General features: G+C 65.4%; 17 protein-coding genes. 8 read left to right on the top strand and 9 right to left on the bottom strand.

Annotated features, from left to right (window positions below; genetic code table 11):
- Positions 1–102: 102 nt before the first annotated feature.
- Positions 103–381: an ArsR/SmtB family transcription factor gene (locus ACYVD1_RS23480; protein ID WP_460763784.1), complete on the bottom strand. Its 279-nt coding sequence runs from the start codon at positions 379–381 to the stop codon at positions 103–105.
- A 254-nt stretch (positions 382–635) separates the two neighbouring features.
- On the opposite strand from ACYVD1_RS23480, the gene ACYVD1_RS23475 reads away from it, so the two are divergent.
- A complete protein-coding gene (locus tag ACYVD1_RS23475) occupies positions 636–1,694 on the top strand; it encodes an LLM class flavin-dependent oxidoreductase (RefSeq protein ID WP_460776645.1) in 1,059 nt (352 codons plus the stop codon).
- Positions 1,695–1,890: 196 nt separating this feature from the next.
- On the opposite strand, the gene ACYVD1_RS23470 is transcribed toward ACYVD1_RS23475, so the two are convergent.
- On the bottom strand, positions 1,891–2,205 hold the full coding sequence (locus tag ACYVD1_RS23470; protein WP_460776655.1) for a winged helix-turn-helix transcriptional regulator: 315 nt from the start codon (positions 2,203–2,205) through the stop codon (positions 1,891–1,893).
- A gap of 204 nt (positions 2,206–2,409) precedes the next feature.
- Here ACYVD1_RS23470 and ACYVD1_RS23465 point away from each other — a divergent pair, with 204 nt between their 5' ends.
- Complete coding sequence (locus ACYVD1_RS23465; RefSeq protein WP_460776644.1) at positions 2,410–3,285, top strand: NAD(P)-dependent oxidoreductase; 876 nt, start codon at positions 2,410–2,412, stop codon at positions 3,283–3,285.
- Between the two features lie 67 nt (positions 3,286–3,352).
- Here ACYVD1_RS23465 and ACYVD1_RS23460 read toward each other — a convergent pair whose 3' ends face one another.
- Together ACYVD1_RS23460 and ACYVD1_RS23455 are read right to left on the bottom strand one after the other, a co-directional pair.
- Positions 3,353–4,798 (bottom strand): Eco57I restriction-modification methylase domain-containing protein, encoded by a 1,446-nt coding sequence (locus tag ACYVD1_RS23460; RefSeq protein ID WP_460776643.1) that lies wholly within the window; start codon positions 4,796–4,798, stop codon positions 3,353–3,355.
- Positions 4,799–4,853: 55 nt separating this feature from the next.
- Positions 4,854–5,486, bottom strand: coding sequence for a TetR/AcrR family transcriptional regulator (locus ACYVD1_RS23455; protein WP_460776642.1), 633 nt, complete (start codon positions 5,484–5,486; stop codon positions 4,854–4,856).
- Here ACYVD1_RS23455 and ACYVD1_RS23450 point away from each other — a divergent pair.
- The gene (locus ACYVD1_RS23450; protein WP_460776641.1) at positions 5,485–6,390 is read left to right on the top strand and encodes an alpha/beta hydrolase; all 906 of its coding nucleotides are present in this window, start codon (positions 5,485–5,487) and stop codon (positions 6,388–6,390) included. The two genes, ACYVD1_RS23455 and ACYVD1_RS23450, sit on opposite strands and share 2 nt — an antisense overlap.
- 174 nt (positions 6,391–6,564) lie before the next feature.
- Here ACYVD1_RS23450 and ACYVD1_RS23445 read toward each other — a convergent pair whose 3' ends face one another.
- The 5 genes from ACYVD1_RS23445 to ACYVD1_RS23425 form a co-directional block, all read right to left on the bottom strand.
- Positions 6,565–7,590, bottom strand: coding sequence for an alpha/beta hydrolase (locus ACYVD1_RS23445; protein WP_460776640.1), 1,026 nt, complete (start codon positions 7,588–7,590; stop codon positions 6,565–6,567).
- Between the two features lie 224 nt (positions 7,591–7,814).
- Positions 7,815–8,069, bottom strand: coding sequence for a hypothetical protein (locus tag ACYVD1_RS23440; protein WP_460776639.1), 255 nt, complete (start codon positions 8,067–8,069; stop codon positions 7,815–7,817).
- Between the two features lie 25 nt (positions 8,070–8,094).
- Positions 8,095–8,571 (bottom strand): hypothetical protein, encoded by a 477-nt coding sequence (locus ACYVD1_RS23435; RefSeq protein ID WP_460776638.1) that lies wholly within the window; start codon positions 8,569–8,571, stop codon positions 8,095–8,097.
- A gap of 202 nt (positions 8,572–8,773) precedes the next feature.
- Positions 8,774–9,286, bottom strand: a complete 513-nt coding sequence (locus tag ACYVD1_RS23430) for a hypothetical protein (protein ID WP_460776637.1) — start codon at positions 9,284–9,286, stop codon at positions 8,774–8,776.
- An 806-nt stretch (positions 9,287–10,092) separates the two neighbouring features.
- Positions 10,093–11,202, bottom strand: coding sequence for a TIGR04222 domain-containing membrane protein (locus ACYVD1_RS23425; RefSeq protein WP_460776636.1), 1,110 nt, complete (start codon positions 11,200–11,202; stop codon positions 10,093–10,095).
- Positions 11,203–12,061: 859 nt separating this feature from the next.
- Between ACYVD1_RS23425 and ACYVD1_RS23420 the strand changes: the two genes are divergently transcribed.
- The 5 genes from ACYVD1_RS23420 (at position 12,062) to ACYVD1_RS23400 (ending at position 15,412) form a co-directional block, all read left to right on the top strand.
- Positions 12,062–12,277 carry a hypothetical protein gene (locus ACYVD1_RS23420; protein ID WP_460776635.1) on the top strand — a complete coding sequence of 72 codons (216 nt, stop codon included), beginning with the start codon at positions 12,062–12,064 and terminating at the stop codon, positions 12,275–12,277.
- A gap of 121 nt (positions 12,278–12,398) precedes the next feature.
- Positions 12,399–13,397, top strand: a complete 999-nt coding sequence (locus ACYVD1_RS23415) for an OmpA family protein (RefSeq protein ID WP_460776634.1) — start codon at positions 12,399–12,401, stop codon at positions 13,395–13,397.
- Positions 13,394–13,921, top strand: coding sequence for a hypothetical protein (locus ACYVD1_RS23410; RefSeq protein WP_460776633.1), 528 nt, complete (start codon positions 13,394–13,396; stop codon positions 13,919–13,921). The genes ACYVD1_RS23415 and ACYVD1_RS23410 overlap by 4 nt, the downstream gene beginning before the upstream one ends.
- A 57-nt stretch (positions 13,922–13,978) precedes the next feature.
- Positions 13,979–14,659, top strand: coding sequence for an aggregation-promoting factor C-terminal-like domain-containing protein (locus ACYVD1_RS23405; RefSeq protein ID WP_460776632.1), 681 nt, complete (start codon positions 13,979–13,981; stop codon positions 14,657–14,659).
- A 225-nt stretch (positions 14,660–14,884) separates the two neighbouring features.
- Positions 14,885–15,412, top strand: a complete 528-nt coding sequence (locus ACYVD1_RS23400) for a GNAT family N-acetyltransferase (RefSeq protein ID WP_460776631.1) — start codon at positions 14,885–14,887, stop codon at positions 15,410–15,412.
- The last annotated feature ends 147 nt before the right edge of the window (positions 15,413–15,559 follow it).

Raw genomic sequence — 15,559 nt, 5'->3', positions numbered from 1 at the left:
ACTCACCGCGAAGCCCGACCCGGCACCGGGAACTAGGTCGGGTTGGGCTTCGTTGCGCTTGGTGTGAGTCGAGATATGACGCGGATCGGGCGCGGGAACCCTCTAATGCGGGTCCCGGCAGCTCAGCACGGTCTCCAGCAGCCCGGGGAACCGGCCTTCGAGCTCCTGGTCGCGGAGCGAGAGGTAGCAGCGCGTGCCCTCGGTGCGGTTCTGCACGACTCCGGCGTTGCGCAGGATCTTCAGGTGGTGGCTGAGGGTCGACTGCGCGATGGGCAGCTCGATGTCCTTCCACGCCCGCTCACCACCGAGTTCGGCGAGCATGCACACGATCCGGAGCCGGGTGGGTTCGGCGAGCGCGGACAGCACCGTGACCAGTTCCACTTCGGACAGGGCCGGATGCTCGTAACCCTTCGCCACCCCCTTGGGAACCACGTCCCGACCTCCACTTCCGCTGCCATGCAGCCGCTGCGAGCCCCCGCCCGGGGACTCACCCACTCCTCCACCGGCCACCGTCGTCCGCCGCGCCGAAGCGCCGACGCCCGGACGGGATTTGGTGTGCGTTCAGCGGCGAGTGTACCGTCAATGTTCGATGTTCGTCGATCATCGAATATTCGAGGTCAGTAGGGGTAACTGAGATGTCGGAAACAGCTGGAACACCCGCAGGCACCACCGGATCCGTGAAGCCCGCACCGGCGCTGTCGGTGCTGGACCACGCCAGCATCGTCGAGGGTTCCAACCCCGGCGAGGCCATCCGCGACGCCCGCGAGCTCGCCCAGAACCTGGAGCGCTGGGGCTACAACCGCTTCTGGCTCTCCGAGCACCACAACATGCGGGCGATCGCCAGCGCCGCCACCTCGGTCTCGCTCGGCTTCATCGCCGAGGGCACGTCCACCATCCGCGTCGGTTCGGGCGGCGTGATGCTGCCCAACCACTCCCCGCTGGTGATCGCCGAGCAGTTCGGCACCCTGGAGTCGCTCTTCCCGGGACGGATCGACCTGGGCCTGGGCCGCGCGCCCGGCACCGACCCGCGCACCATGCGGGCGCTGCGCCGCGACGCCAGCTCCTCCTCCACGTTCCCGCAGGACGTCCAGGAGCTCCAGGCCTTCTTCGAGCCCGCCGCACCCGGCCAGCCGGTCCGCGCCGTGCCCGGCGAGGGTCTGCGGGTCCCGCTGTGGATCCTCGGCTCCAGCCTGTTCGGCGCCCAGCTCGCCGCGCACCTGGGCCTGCCGTACGCCTTCGCCTCGCACTTCGCGCCGAACGCCCTCTACGATGCTCTTGCCGCATACCGGGAGGACTTCGCCCCGTCGGAGCAGGCGTCGAAGCCGTACGCGATGGCCGGGATCAACGTCTTCATCGCCGACACCGATGCCGAGGCGGAGAGCCTGTTCACCTCCATGCAGCAGGCGTTCCTCGGCACCCTGCGCAATTCGCGCGGCCTGCTCCAGCCGCCGATGGAGAAGGGTTCGCTCGACACCATGTGGCGCCCCGGGGAGAAGCAGCAGCTGGACATGATGCTGCGCTACTCCTTCGTGGGTTCGCCGGAAACGGTCAAGCCGAAGATCGACCAGTTCATCGCCGATACCGGGGTGGACGAGCTGATGATCTCGTCGATGATCTACGACAAGAAGGCCCGCATGTACTCCTACGAGGCGCTGGCCGAGCTGTACGACCTGGAGGCTCCGAAGGGGAGCTGATTCAGGCCGGGGCGGAACAGGCCTCGGAGAAAACCCTGGCCGGGGGTACTGGTCAAGGGTGGCGGTGCCGGTCCAGGCAGGGTCCGGCACCGTCTCCCCCGGTCACCGGGGCGCGGGGCGGGGTTGCCACAGACCCCGCCCCGCCTTCGTGCTCGTGCTTCGTGCCTGTGCTGTCTCCACCCGTGGCGGCGCGGGGTCACCCGGCGGTGTCGTGGGAGACCTTCTCCGCGCCGATCAGCGCGATGCGCTCGCGGCCCCACTCCCCCAGGCTCTCGAGCGCATTGTTCAGCGAGACGCCCTGCTCGGTGAGGGAGTACTCGACCCGGGGCGGCACCTCCCGGTAGACCTCGCGGTGGACGATGCCGTCCTCGGCCAGCTCGCGCAGGTGCTGGATCAGCATCTTCTCCGAAATGCCCGGAAGGCCGCGCCTGAGCTCACCGAAGCGGCGCGTCCCGCTGTTCTCCAGCTCCCACAGGATCAGTACCTTCCACTTTCCGCTGACCACGTCCATCGCGGCGTCGATCCCGCAGAAATACGGCCCGGTCCGGCTCACGGAAACCCTCCCTCACCTCGATACACACCTAAAGGTAAGTATTCCACAAATTAGTAGGTACTTGTGGAATGGTGAGCACCAGAACGAGTATCGGGAGCGTCTTCGACCACCACGCTCGCGCGGAAACCACACCCTTTTTCGCGCACAGGGGGAATCAGAACCATGACGCAGCACGCACCCGCCCCGGTCTCCGTTCTCGGGCTCGGCGCCATGGGCCGGGCCCTGGCCGACGCCTTCCTGCGTGCCGGGCACCCCACCACCGTCTGGAACCGCACGTCCGGCAAGGACACCGAACTCGTGGCCGCCGGCGCCCACGGGGCCTCTAGCGCCGGGGACGCCCTGGCAGCCGGGGGTCTCACCGTGCTCTGCCTGCTCGAGCACAACTCCGTCCACGACGTCCTCGACCCGATCGCCGACCAGCTCCGCGGGCACACGGTGGTCAATCTGACCAGCACCACGGCCGAGGAGGCGCGGGAACTGGCCGCCTGGGCCGGGAAGCAGGGGGTGCACTACCTGGACGGCGGCATCATGGCCACCCCGGACATGGTGGGCACGGCCCCGGCGAGCTTCCTGTACAGCGGGACGCAAGCCGTCTTCGACGACCACCGCACAGCCCTCGAGGTGCTGGGGACGTCCGAGTACCTGGGCGAGGACCCCGGCACCGCGTCGCAGTTGGACTTCGCGCTCCTGGCAGGGATGTACGTGATGTTCGCGGGCTTCCACCACGGAGCGGCCATGGCCCGGACCGCGGGGATCCCGGCTTCGGAGTTCGCCCAGCGGGCCAAGCCGTGGCTCACCGCGATGACGGCGGCCTTCGACTACCACGCCCAGTTCCTCGACAGCGGGGACTACACGACCGACGTACAGAGCCTGGACTTCAACCGCTCCGCGCTCGACGCCATCGCGCGCACCAGCCGCGAGTCCGGTGTCAGCGTGGACGTGGTGGCCCCGGTCAAGGCCCTGATCGACAGCCAGATCGTCGAGGGCCACGGGGCCGAGAGCTTCTCCCGCATCTTCGAGGGCATCAAGGCCGACTGAGTCGGCGGCGGGGGCCCGGGTTCGTCCCGTTCCGACACGGTTTCCAGATTCGCGCCAGCCACAGGAATCAAACCTCGCTCATGACTTTGCTGACCAGGCGGTCCAGGTCATCTTGCCCTGGAAAACGGGCAGGAGCCAGGTGAGCAAGTCGAATCAACGTTTCAACAGGAGGAAACGGTAGCATGCGCAGATCTGTAGCGTTCACTTGAGTATGCCCGCTGAAGGTACGGAACACCTGGTCAAGAATGGTTGAGTTCAACCACAGCACGAGTCCGAACGCCAGATTCGAGTCTATACCCTGCCCGCCGACATGAAGATAATTGGTCTTGTTGTCGAAAGCAGTAGGTACATCGCTGCTCCAGACCCCTGCTGCGACCCTGTGCTTTTCTTCCTTGGCGGAAAATCGCTTGATCAGCACATACGTTCCAGCCGGAACCGTGAGCTTGTCAGATACCGCTGCACCGGTGCGAAACCACTGTGGCTTACCCCTCACGGGCAGCTGGTGGTTCACCGTGCCCGCTCGAATATTCGCCGGGTAGATCATGGGAACAGCATCCGATGAAGGATATGGATCCAGAAACTCACGACAGCGAAAATCCACAACTTTTCCCGTTGACGCCGTGATGCCGAGATCGGACAAGGCACAGGAGGCCGCGGCCGGCACGACAACCTCACCGTCAGTGAACCTCACAAACGCGTACCGGTCTTCCGGGAGGACCACGGCCTCAAAGGGGACAGAACGCCGATTGATCTCATATCCGGAACCAAGAGTGTTGCACATGGTGACGGCAGAGCCCTGAGCCCCCTTGGTTACGGCAACAACGACATTCTCCTGCCGTACCCCCGAATCTGCAAATACACTAGAGCGATTCTCGAAAACCAACAGGCTGTCAAGGCTGACCTGTGCGAGCAGCCACTGGCGAAAGGACGTGAAGTAGACGCCGTTGGCCCAGGACCGGGGCACGATGACTACCGCTTGCCCGCCATCTGCCAGGGCTTTCACACTGTCGGCCCAGAACGCGGCATAGCGGTTCGGGGTATCCACGGACCGGCGAGCACTGCTCTTGCGTTCCTCGCTTTTCCGGGCGAGTTTGCCGTACGGCGGATTGGCAATCACCAGGTCGAACGGTCCGCGCATCCGGGAGTCGCTGGAGGTGAGGAAGTCTCCCTGAACCAGCTCCGTCTCCACTTGCCCGTACCGCTCACATTCAGCCAGGGACTCAGCCAGGTGCGGCGCCAGGTCCGGGTCTACCTCGACCGCGGTGACGTGGACTGGGAGTTCAGGCCGCTCAGTACGCAACCGGTGAACCACAGCAGCGGTGAGGGAACCCGTCCCCGCCCCCGGGTCGAGAACACGAACCGTCCCGCTCACAGCATCCAGACGCAGCATCCCGGTCAGGAGGTCACCCGTGACAGAGGGCGTGAAGTGCTGCCCGAAGGCTTCTTGAGTTGCGGGGTCGAGCCCTCTTTGGGCGATCTGGCGACGAGTCTCGATAGCGCCACGGATGTCCACCAGGTCAGGCTAGCGGCCAGCCTCTTGTGGATACGGCCTGACGTTGCTGCGCTGCTCAGGCCAGAGCCAACAGGGACCGCGTGAGCGCTTCAGCAGCGTCGTCCTCCCCGAGCAGCACCCCGTGCAGTTGCGCGTCGGCGGTGTGCACCAGCAAGGCGGCCGTGCGCTCCGGGTCCGAGCCGCCCCGCCCGCACCTGCGCAGGTGCGCGGTCAGCCCTTCCGCGACGGTCCGGTGCAGCTCCTGCAGTCGGCGCACACCCTCTGGGACGCGCGGTGCGTGGGCGTGCATCACCTCGTGCAGCACGGGCCGGTCCTGGTGCAGCACCACCACCTCTTCCGCGAACGCGCGCACCGTGTGCTCCCAGTCGGCCTGCGACTCCGCCAGCCTCGCGAACAGCGCGGTCAGCCTCGCTTCGGCGTCGTCCAGGTGCCGCTCCGCCAGGACGTACAGCAGTGCCCGCTTGTTCGGGAAGTACTGGTAGAGGGTGCCCACCGAATACCCGGCCCGTTCAGCGATCCGGTTCGTGGTCGCGTCCAGCCCTTCGGCCTCGAAAACCTGAGCAGCCGCCTCCAGGAGCACGTCGACGGTCTCCCTCGAGCGCTGCTGGTGGGGCAGTTTCCTGGGCGTATCGATGACGCGTCCAATGCGAGTTGTCAGGGCTGGCCACGGCACAGAGGATCGTGGCATGACCCATTCTTACACCGCCCATATGCCCGTGGCCCTGCGTCCGGATCCCCGGCCCCGGTGCGAGTCCACCTGGTGGCGCCGCGCAAACGAGCTCGTGCACGTGGAACGGGTGGGCGAACCCGACGCGCCGGTGCGTGCCGTGTTCCTCCACGGCGCGGGCGGCCACGCCGGACTCCTGCGGCCCTACGCCGAGCTCCTCGCCCAGCGCGGGGCGCAATGCGTGGTCCCCGACCTGCCCGGTTACGGGCGCACCATCGTGCGCCGCCGTGCGGCGGTGCGCTACCCCGACTGGGTCGCCGCCGCCACTGACCTGGTCCTCCGCGAACGCGAGTCCCACGACGGCACACTGCTTCTCGTCGGTGCCAGCGTGGGCGGAATGCTGGCCTACGACACCGCCACCCGTACCGGTGCCGCCGACGCCGTCGTGGCGACCTGTCTGCTGGACCCCCGTGATCCGGCGGCCCGTCGAGTCATCTCACACCACCCCCTACTGGGTGATCTCGCGCTTCCGCTGATCCGAGTGGTCGCCGGACCCCTCGCGGGGGTCTCCGTGCCGATGCGCTGGTTGACCAATATGCGGGCGATCAGCAACCGCCCCGAGCTAACCGAACTGGTGCTCCGCGACCGTCTGGGCGGTGGCAACAGTATGCCGCTGGGTTTCCTGCGCAGTTATCTGGAGTACACCCCGCCCGTGGCACCCGAGCAGGCGAACGTTCCGGTCGTCCTGGCCCACCCCGCCGAGGACCGGTGGACGCCCGTGGAGGTCAGCCTGCCGTTCTATGAGCGGTTGGCGGGTCCCAAACGGCTGGTGATGCTCGAAGGGGCGGGACACATCCCCGTGGAGGAGCCGGGTGTCGGCCAGCTGGCGGAAGCGGTCGCGAACGCGGTATCGCTCGAGGGGTAGCTCGAGAGGGAAGGGGTTCGGACGGTGGGGCCCGGGGCGACACCGTTGTTCCAGGGTGTTGGCCCAAGCTCCTACCGGTGCTCGCGCTGGCACCTATACGGATTCACCACGGGCCTGCACCATCTGGTCCGGTACTGCACGTACACGGCGCCACCTCAGGTGCCTCTTGGCTGCCTAAGCCGATCGCTGCAGCTTGCGGTGCAGAAAGTCGGTCTGGGCCGCCACGGCCTCTTTGAAGAGGCGGCTCTCCGGATACAGCAGCCCGAAGTGGCCGCCATCGGTGTCGACCCACTCCTTGGGTGCGACCAGCGAGTCGTACACCTGCCGGGTGACGGCCGGGTCCGCCTCATTGATCTCGTCGTCGGGCGCCACGATCAAGAGGACCGGGCAGGCTACCTGCGGAGCCGCCAGCCCGGCGTGGAACGGTGGTGCCTCGGCGGGGACGGCGAACGTGGCCTGGTTCTGCCAGCCTGTGCCGAACCGGCCGCCGAAGTCGACGAACCAGCGGTACGCCTGGATCGGCGGAAGGAAGGACGGGGACCGGGGGTCAGCCGACACCACCGGCAGCGGGCCGACCGCATCCCCGGGAGCCGCCAGCACGTCCCCTTCCAGGAGGCGCCGCTTGATCTCCAGGAACATCGCTCCGTCGGGATCGTCGGGCACAGCGCTCTCACCGAAGGCCGGGACCTGGGCGACCACGGCGCTGACCCGGTAGTCCGCGGCCGCCACCACCAGGGCGCCGCCAGCGCTCAGGCTGTCGCCCCACAGCGCGATCGAACCGGACGGCCCGAGGCTGCTGGCTTCGAGGTAGTCGATCGCGTCCCGGTAGCCGACTGCTTGGAGCCACGGATTGGCCTGCTGGCGCGGTTCCCCGTCGCTGGAGCCGAAGTTGCGGTGGTCGTAGAGGAGAACCGTGAACCCGGCCTCGCACAGCGCTTCGGCGTAGCGGTCGATGGCCATGGTGATCGTCGCCGTGAACCCGTGGCTCATGACCACCGCTGGCTGGTCATCGGATTCGTTGGCTCGGTAGAGCCGCCCCCGTAAGGTCGCTCCCTGCGACTCGAACGCCGCTGGCTGGTAGTCGATGGCCATGAGAATCACAGCTCCCGGGTCACTGATGAGGACGGGATGGGCCAGCGGGGTTTGGTACGGCCGACTCTGGGTCGGCCGGAGCTGCTCAAGGGGTGTGACCTGAGTCACATATCAGACGCTACCACTAGCGGGAGCGGCAGAGTCGGGGTTCGCGCACGCGTAGTCAGTACCCCGGAGGGCCGTAGCTTCGTTGGCCATCCCACTTGGACCCGTATACGGCCGCCGGGACGAAGGGAAGTAGAGCGGAACCGCGGTCAGCGCGGTGGGCGAGGGCCGATCCGGACTACCGCTGAACCACAGAATCCGCGGAACCACCAGTTCAGCGCCAGGAACTATCCGGGACCCATCTCGAAGGGCTTGTAGCTCATCGCTGCATCAGCCATCTCCTCTATGGTCCCCCCATCAGGATTGAGGCCATGATAATGGGGATAGAAAATAATATCGGACACATTAGGACAGGGAATACCAAAATACAACTGCTCGATTTTTTCATCCAGCAGTTCATCATCAATGCCTTGCGAACCATTGATGATGTTCCTTATTTCTTCAAACGCCAGAATCACTTGACGCCGGGACAGAGCTGCCATATTATTCCTCCTGAGTTAGCCATCTCTATCTTCCGGACTTTCCTGCCACAGCCCACACTGAAACCCGATCCCCTCCGGGAAAGCTGAACACAACACTGCGATCGACGTTTTCACCCTGCTGTACGGACGTGCACCTGCGGGGATCAACCAGCTCCGCTTCACCGATGAAGTGCCGCTCGTGCTGTTCCTGCTTCAGTTCACCGTCAGGCACAGGAAGATAGTTGCCAATATTGCCGCTTCGGCAGAAATCTGCGACGCCTTCTTCACTAGCCAGGGTGAAGGTGGCGACATATATCGGGAACGAGTCGACTTCACCTACAGAGAAGACCTCGACGGACTCGGCAGAGTCGGGAATCTCAGCGCCTGAGAGCTCCTCGAAGTCGCTCAACTCGGCCGGTTCGGTCGGTTCAGGCTCGGGTTCGGCAACGTCCCCGGAGCCGATACAGCCAGCCAGCAGAACGACCAACAGCGCGATCAGGGCAGGGGCGATGCTTCGCAGCATCAAAGGGATGGCACCCCCGCTTTTCCGGCGTCAGCTCCAAGCCGGTGGTACTGCTCGCTCATATAGACCCGAGGCTCCACGTCGTCGGTTCCAGCCCGCCAAAGCGTAGCGCCAGCTCTTGACGAATTCCACTGGGATTCCCGGACACCGGACCCCATCAGCCCTGGTCAGAAACCGAATCCTCCGGGCGACAAATCACTTGTCACCGCTCGCTACGTGGCGGCGTTCCCGCCTTGTGTACAGGTCCGGTGCTCTCCTGGGCGACGATCGTGTCGAGTTCTCGACGGGCGGGGCCGCTGGCCGGGATCCTGCGCCACCACCAGTCAGCGTGCCCGGCGACGTCGGGGTCGGCCAGGGCCAGGCGCCCGTCCCCGTCCTCGTCGGTGAGGGCGCGGAACCGCTCGTCCACGTCGGCGACCGCAGCGTCCACGCCAGCCGTGCGCTCCGTCCCGAGTTCGTCGAGCCCCCGTTCGACGAAGTCGCGCAGGAAGAGCGCGGCGATCACGTCGTGGATGCCCCAGGCGGTCTGGTCCGTGTCGGGGAGCGGAAGGTCAGCGGCGAGCTTTCGGACATGCAGGTACCAGGCGCCCAGCAGGCCCAGGAGTTCGAACTCGTGGCCGGTGGGGACGCGGACCGGGATCCGTTCGAGCCGGGTGAGCTCCTCCGGCGCGAAGAAGCGGAGGAACCACTCGCCGACCTCTGCTTCTGCTTCCATGACGCCCCTCCCGAGCAGACACCGCTGCGCGCCCCGCACGCAGGGCCCCCTTGAACTCTTCCACCAGCGGGCCGCGGGTGGAAGTCCCGGCCGCCAAGCTTCACCGCGCCGACACACACCGGCGGGGCTCCGGGGGCACGGGGTGCAGCGGTCAGGTGGAGGGGTTTGTGGGACTCCCGCCCCGGCAGCGGTACCGACCTTTCGCAGGGCCCGGGAGCGGGGCCGTGCTTCGGGTCCGCGCGTGGAACGGTACGCCCGATGCGGATCACGCATAGCCGATCTTGCACGAGCCGCATAGTGGTTCTTCGGCGGGTTAGAGACCGTCCGAAGCACAGGGCGAGGGGTGCCCGAAACAGGGCGACCACCCTTGCCCGAGCGGCAAAAGGGGTGTCTGTGTACCTTCTGACCCCTGCTCCGGAAGCCCGGGCGTGTCGGGCTTCCCGCTTCATGACACCTGGTCGTTCCGCCCAGGTGGAAGCCCCGGAACTTTCTCGGGAAACGGCCCCACAGCGGTGGTACCCGGTGTACAAATGACTGCGGAGGGGGACGCACGGACCCGAGGTGCTGGGAGGGGCCCCGAGTCCGCTCCTCGAGCGCCCTCGGCAGCCCGATCTCTTGCCGGGCCACAAGGGGGAGTGCCCGGTACTCCCATCGGGCTTCTCCGAGGGCCACCTGGTGCGGCCGACGACGTTCGGTCGGCCGCACCAGCTCCGTAGCGACGTGGGAGCGCGCTCAGCTGGGCTGCCAGCGCACGACATTCGCAGCGGGCGGTATTCCCGGCGGGCGGTGTTGTCCGTGGGCGGGGCTCAGCTACCGCCACCACCACCGCCGCCATCACCGCCCCCTCCTCCGCCGCCGTCGCCACCGGTACCGCCTCCGTCACCGCCGCTGGCTCCCCCGTCCACGTTGCACGCCCCCGCGAAGCGGCAGAGCGCGTCCCAACCGAACTCGGGGAGCTCTCCCCCCTCCCCAGAGCCGTCTCCGCCCGAGTCATGGCTAACCGGTTCACTGCCGTCCCGGCCGTCGCCTTCCCCGTACAGGATGACGGTCCGTGGGGTGGTGTCACTGGAAGCCTCCTGACCGAAGGCCCTCGGCGGCACCTGCCGTCCCATCACGCCCAGCCCTACAACCGCCGTATAGCGCAACGCCGTCTCCCGGTCCATCGCACGCCCCTCGGCCTCACGGATCTCGTACGCCTCCTCCGCCTCACGCGCTACGTCCTTGCCGACCCGCGTCAGGGTGGAGATGTTCTTACCGTCCTCCTCCGCGTAGTGGAACCAGGCGATCCCGCTCGTCACCGCGAGAACGATCCCCAGAAAGAGCACGAAGAGCGCCCACCCGCCGACCTCCGGGAGGACTTCGAGTGCGATACCGGCGACCGTGGTGAGAATGCCGAGGAAGGTCAGGCCCGCCGCGATCATCCCCGCGTCCTGACGGTCTGCCAGCGTCTCCGGTAGTTCCGGCGCCTGGGCGAGCAGACGGCGTTCGGCGAGTTGTTCCCGGACCCAGGCGATCCCCTTCGGAAAGGTCGCGGCCCGCACCAGCCCCAGGGCGGACAGCCCGGTCCGGCCCTTGAACGCCTGGACCAGTTCGCGCCGGATCGGGTCCTTCTCGCCCGTGGAGGGGGTCGAGGGCCCCACGAGGACGAAGGTGCCGCTCTCCGCTTCCCGCCGGATGCGTCCGGCGAGGAAGAGGTCCATGAGCGCGACCTCGCCCATCCGCGTGGAGCCACCGACCAGGTAGCCGAGTTCCAGTGGGGAGAGTTCGCCGGGGGTAGGCGGCTTCTCCGGCTTGGGAACCGCGGCGACCGCGGAGAGGACCCGCCGGTTCCCGGTCCGCACACTGACGAGCGGCCAGGAACCGATGGCTGCGCCCAGCAGTCCCCCGGCGACAGAGCTAACCAATGTGGTGACCAAGCGGCGGACCTTTCTGTGCGGCGCCCCGGCGGGAGAGACCCGGAGACCCTGGTTGGTGTCTTCGGTCAGGAGGGAGAGGACTGGGGCTGAGGGATCGGTGCGGGTTCGGGGTGGGGCCAGTGCGGGGAGTGGGGTCGGACTGGGTTCGTGGACATACGTCGGGGGTGGAATCCGAGCCGGGGGTGAACCCGGTTCCCGCTTGTGGCACTGGGGACTCGGTGCGGGTGGCTGACAGCACCTCGTGGTGGGTGAGACTGCCGCCGAGCGGAGGGGGTTCGGCAGTGGAGCGTTCTTCCTGGAGCAGGCAAGTAGGCGAAAGGCGGGTACAGCAGTCAACACCACAGCCCGTAAGACCACGGTGAGGGTGCGGCTTGCCCAGGCCAGGTCAAGGGCTTGCGGTCGCTGCTGAACGTACGGCTTCCCGGCAGGGGACAGAATCGTACGAGAACCGAACAATTCGACCCAATAGAACGGTGAAGCGGCGATGGCCTGGTCTTTTGACCCCACTCGTGACGTTCGACCGGGCTGCGTGCAATCATGGTGACTCGTCGAACACCGATCGTGACCCCGGACGGCGGAAATCGTGCGCGGATATGGCTGCGGCTACCTGCTTTCACCTGGGACTTCACCAGGGTCTCCAGAGAAGCAGCGGCGTGACCAGGCACAATACGAAACGCAAACCTGCATGGCCACATCCGGTCAGGACCCGGGCTAGCACACCGCTTCATATCCGATAGTGGAGTTTCGTGGGTTCACAGGACTCACGACGAGCACCAAGGGTGGGCCCGGACCCCAGGCTCACAGACAATCGACCACAGAGAAGTGGCGTGTAACCCCCCTTCCCCCAAGGAGCTACCCCGTGAACACCATGCACAAGTTGTGGGTGACCCTCAGCACCTGGACCGTCCCAAAAGCTGGTAGCGGCAAGGAGGCAGGCGCCGGACTCATCGAGTACACCGCCATCGTCGTGCTCGTAGCTGCGATCGCGTTCGGAATCTATAACCTCAATTTGGTCGGCAGCATAACTACAGCAATCTCGACCAACGTTGACCGAATTCTCGAAGGCCCCGAGTAGTAGAGGCCGACGTGATCACGTACTCCCTGTAACCGATGAGGCCAACCAGAGAAGCGGGAAGCTATTGATTTCAAGAAAGCAGCCTTCCCAGGCAAGAATAACCACTAGCCCTTCACTCTGGATGGCAGCGTTAGCAGGCGTCCTGCTAGTCATCTCCGGTTGCGTGGTTAGCGGAGATGAGCCCTCTACCGGCAACGGCGGCAACGCCGAAGCATCTCCAGGGGAAGAATCCCCCGCCGAGGAAGCACAGGACGATGCCGAAGCTATCGCAAGCTCCTTTACAACCACTACCAACCTCGGGGCAGACCTACAGATCGACATCAATTCACTGGATCGCCTTGACAGTGGAATGATGAAACTGGATATTTCCATAATCAACGATTCGGACGAATCTTTTCAGCTGGCCGATGCACTATCCCAAGACGGAGAGCTTGGAACCGCCAGCAGAATAAGTCTTATTGACGCCAGCAACCAGCAGCTCTACCTCAGTCAAAACAGAAGCGACGGAAGTTGCTTCTGTGAATCCATTGACGGCGATATCTCCCCCGGAGAATCCGCCGACTTGTGGGTCATATATCCGCAGCTGGAAGTTGATGGCGTTGAAGCGATGACCGTAACCACACCCATCACTTCACCCTTTTTCGATATACCTATTTCAGATTCATCTGATTCAATCGAAAGCGAAAACCTCGAAGAGCCAGACATTCGCGATCTCACGATGATTTCGGACAGCCTCGATGAGGATGACACTGGAAGGTCGGAGAGCGGCGATGAGGTCAGCATCATCCTCTCGTCAGATGTTCTCTTCGACACTGAAAGCGCTGACCTAAGAACCGAGTCGGAGGATATTCTGGAGCAGGTTGCCCAGGAAATCGATGACGCCACCTCCCCAACGGTGAGCATCGATGGCCACGCAGATAACACGGGCAATGACTCCATCAACATCCCCCTCTCCGAGGAGCGAGCCGAAGCGGTTGAATCGGTAATTTCTGATCTAGTTAACCGGGATGACGTATCCTTCGAGACAGAAGGCCACGGATCAGCGGATCCCATTGCCGACAACGACACCGAAGAAGGCAAACAGCGCAACAGGCGAGTCAGCGTTACATTCGAGATTTGAGTGCAGAGATGAAACCCTTCATTCGACTGATGAGCATTGCAGTGGCAGCCACCCTTCTTCCGGCAGCAACCGCCAGTGCATCAATTCCTCCACAGACAGAGAACTTAAATGCACTGGGAACCGCTTCCAGTACAGAATCCCACTCTGCTGGAATGATGGCAGAAGCCAATTCAGCAGAATTGAACACGGATGGAGATCTTCTATCTGTCACTTGGAGCATTGAGAACGGTGGCGACGAAGAGAAGTCGCTTGGATGGCTTTACGGAACTTCCTACATATACACGGACAGGTACTTCTACGGAGTCACCATAACCGACGAGGATGAATCCAGGAGATTTCATCCAGTAATGGACTCTGCCGATGACTGTCTCTGCTCGGGAAACCACGGAGTTGGCTTCAAGAGGATGATCAATCCGGGCGAAAAAGTTGCCTACTGGTCAATGTACTCAGTCCCCGAAAATGTGGATTCAATCAATGTTGAGATTCCCGGATTCGAGCCCATTGAGGACATCCCGATCTCCTAACGCCCCACACCCCCACCAACTCCCCCACTGACACTCCTGGCACCTCTGGAGGCGGCGTTGACCACCCCCCACCGCCCCGAGCTCGGGGATCCGAGACGGCCCTCGTCCGACCGGCCACCCAGCCGCTTGGGCGATCGCGACCGTCCTCCCCGGGTCACCAACCGGCGGGACAACGCCCTGCGCTGGTTCCGGCCCGCACGTCGAAGCGAGCGGGACCGCGGGGCCGGGTTCGTCGAGCTGGCAGCGGTCACCCTCCTGGTCGCGGCGATCATGGTGGCCGTCTACCGCCTGGAGCTGAGTAGTCAGTTCAACGAGGGGGTCCGGCAGATGGTGTGCCTGGTGCAGGGCCCCAGCTGTGGTGACGAGACCTGGGTCGACGCCGAACGCCCGGACGAGCCCGAAGAGTACGAGTGGGGCGGCAGCGGCGAATCCAATGTCGCCGACAATCAGAACATCGGGATGCAGCAGGCCGAGAACGAGTTCAACTGGAGCGGCCAGGAGTGGACCTGTCTGGACAACCTCTGGAGCCAGCAGTCCGCCTGGGACCACAATGTGACCGACCCGGACACCGGCGCGCGCGGAATCGTCGGCTTCAACCCCGCCCAGCACGGAGACATGCCCGACGGCTTCGAGGACAGCCCGGCAACGCAGATCGACTGGGGCCTGAACCACATCGACCAGAACTACGGCACCCCCTGCGCGGCCTGGTCGTACTGGCAGAGCACCGGCAGCTACTAGCGGTCGGCGCAGGGCGTCCGGGCAACTGAACCGGCCCGGTGAGCAACTGAACCGGCCCGGTGAGCAACGGAACCTCCCGGTCGCGGGGACGACTCGCCCCGCACCTCCGCTGAATCCACCCCCGGGACGATGCTGAAGGCGCATCGCTGTGCGCGGCGTGCGTGGCCGAAGAGTGGGATAATGCAGTCAGACCTCGGGGCGCGCCGCGCTCCGAGCCTTTTGGTTATGACACTTCTGTATACCGGCCTGGACCTGCCCCGGCCCGTTGTCGCCCGCATCGCGACCGCCGGAGACCACACCGCCCTGCGAAGCCTCTGGTTGCTGTTCCGGCACCACATGTCCGAGTTCAACGCCGCGCTTCCCGCACCGGACGGCACGTACCGCTCCGACTGGCTCGACTACGCGCTCAGCCCGGAGTGCCCGACGTGGCAGGCGTGGATCCTCACGGCGGGCGGACACCCCATCGGTTTCGCCGTCACCCGGGCGCTGGACCAGCCCGTGCGCGTCCTGAACGGCTTCTTCCTCGTCGCTCCCGCCCGCCGCGGCGGGCTCGGCACCCAGTTCGCCCGCGCCGTAGTGTCCGCGGCCCCCGGCGAGTGGGCGGTGGCCTACCAGGAAACGAACCGCGCCGCCGGCGCGCTCTGGGCCCGGGTGGCCGCCGAGTGCACCCCCGAGTGGCGCCGCGAACGGCGCCCGGTCCCCGGCCGCCCCGACCTGCCACCGGACACGTGGAACGTCTTCACCGTCGGCTGAGTGCTCACGCCGCCGGTCACTGTTCACCGCTGTCTTCTTGCCAGGCTTGCAGTTCCCTTTGGCTGGCGTGTGTGCTGGGGATCGGCGGCCGTGCTTCCCCTCCAGCCGCGACCTGTCCCTCGGATTTCCGGGCGATAAAATGCCTCC

The organism is Nocardiopsis nanhaiensis (genome assembly GCF_054778635.1).
The sequence above is the reverse complement of the archived record's forward strand: the minus strand, read 5'-3'. Positions and strand labels throughout refer to the sequence as shown.

Excerpts from the sequence above, each read along its gene's own strand:
- ACYVD1_RS23475 (WP_460776645.1), top strand. The coding sequence starts at position 636 with ATGTCGGAAACAGCTGGAACACCCGCAGGCACCACCGGATCCGTGAAG.
- ACYVD1_RS23470 (WP_460776655.1), bottom strand. The coding sequence starts at position 2,205 with ATGGACGTGGTCAGCGGAAAGTGGAAGGTACTGATCCTGTGGGAGCTG.
- ACYVD1_RS23465 (WP_460776644.1), top strand. The coding sequence starts at position 2,410 with ATGACGCAGCACGCACCCGCCCCGGTCTCCGTTCTCGGGCTCGGCGCC.
- ACYVD1_RS23450 (WP_460776641.1), top strand. The coding sequence starts at position 5,485 with ATGACCCATTCTTACACCGCCCATATGCCCGTGGCCCTGCGTCCGGAT.
- ACYVD1_RS23455 (WP_460776642.1), bottom strand. The coding sequence starts at position 5,486 with ATGCCACGATCCTCTGTGCCGTGGCCAGCCCTGACAACTCGCATTGGA.
- ACYVD1_RS23440 (WP_460776639.1), bottom strand. The coding sequence starts at position 8,069 with ATGGCAGCTCTGTCCCGGCGTCAAGTGATTCTGGCGTTTGAAGAAATA.
- ACYVD1_RS23435 (WP_460776638.1), bottom strand. The coding sequence starts at position 8,571 with ATGCTGCGAAGCATCGCCCCTGCCCTGATCGCGCTGTTGGTCGTTCTG.
- ACYVD1_RS23430 (WP_460776637.1), bottom strand. The coding sequence starts at position 9,286 with ATGGAAGCAGAAGCAGAGGTCGGCGAGTGGTTCCTCCGCTTCTTCGCG.
- ACYVD1_RS23415 (WP_460776634.1), top strand. The coding sequence starts at position 12,399 with ATGGCAGCGTTAGCAGGCGTCCTGCTAGTCATCTCCGGTTGCGTGGTT.
- ACYVD1_RS23400 (WP_460776631.1), top strand. The coding sequence starts at position 14,885 with ATGACACTTCTGTATACCGGCCTGGACCTGCCCCGGCCCGTTGTCGCC.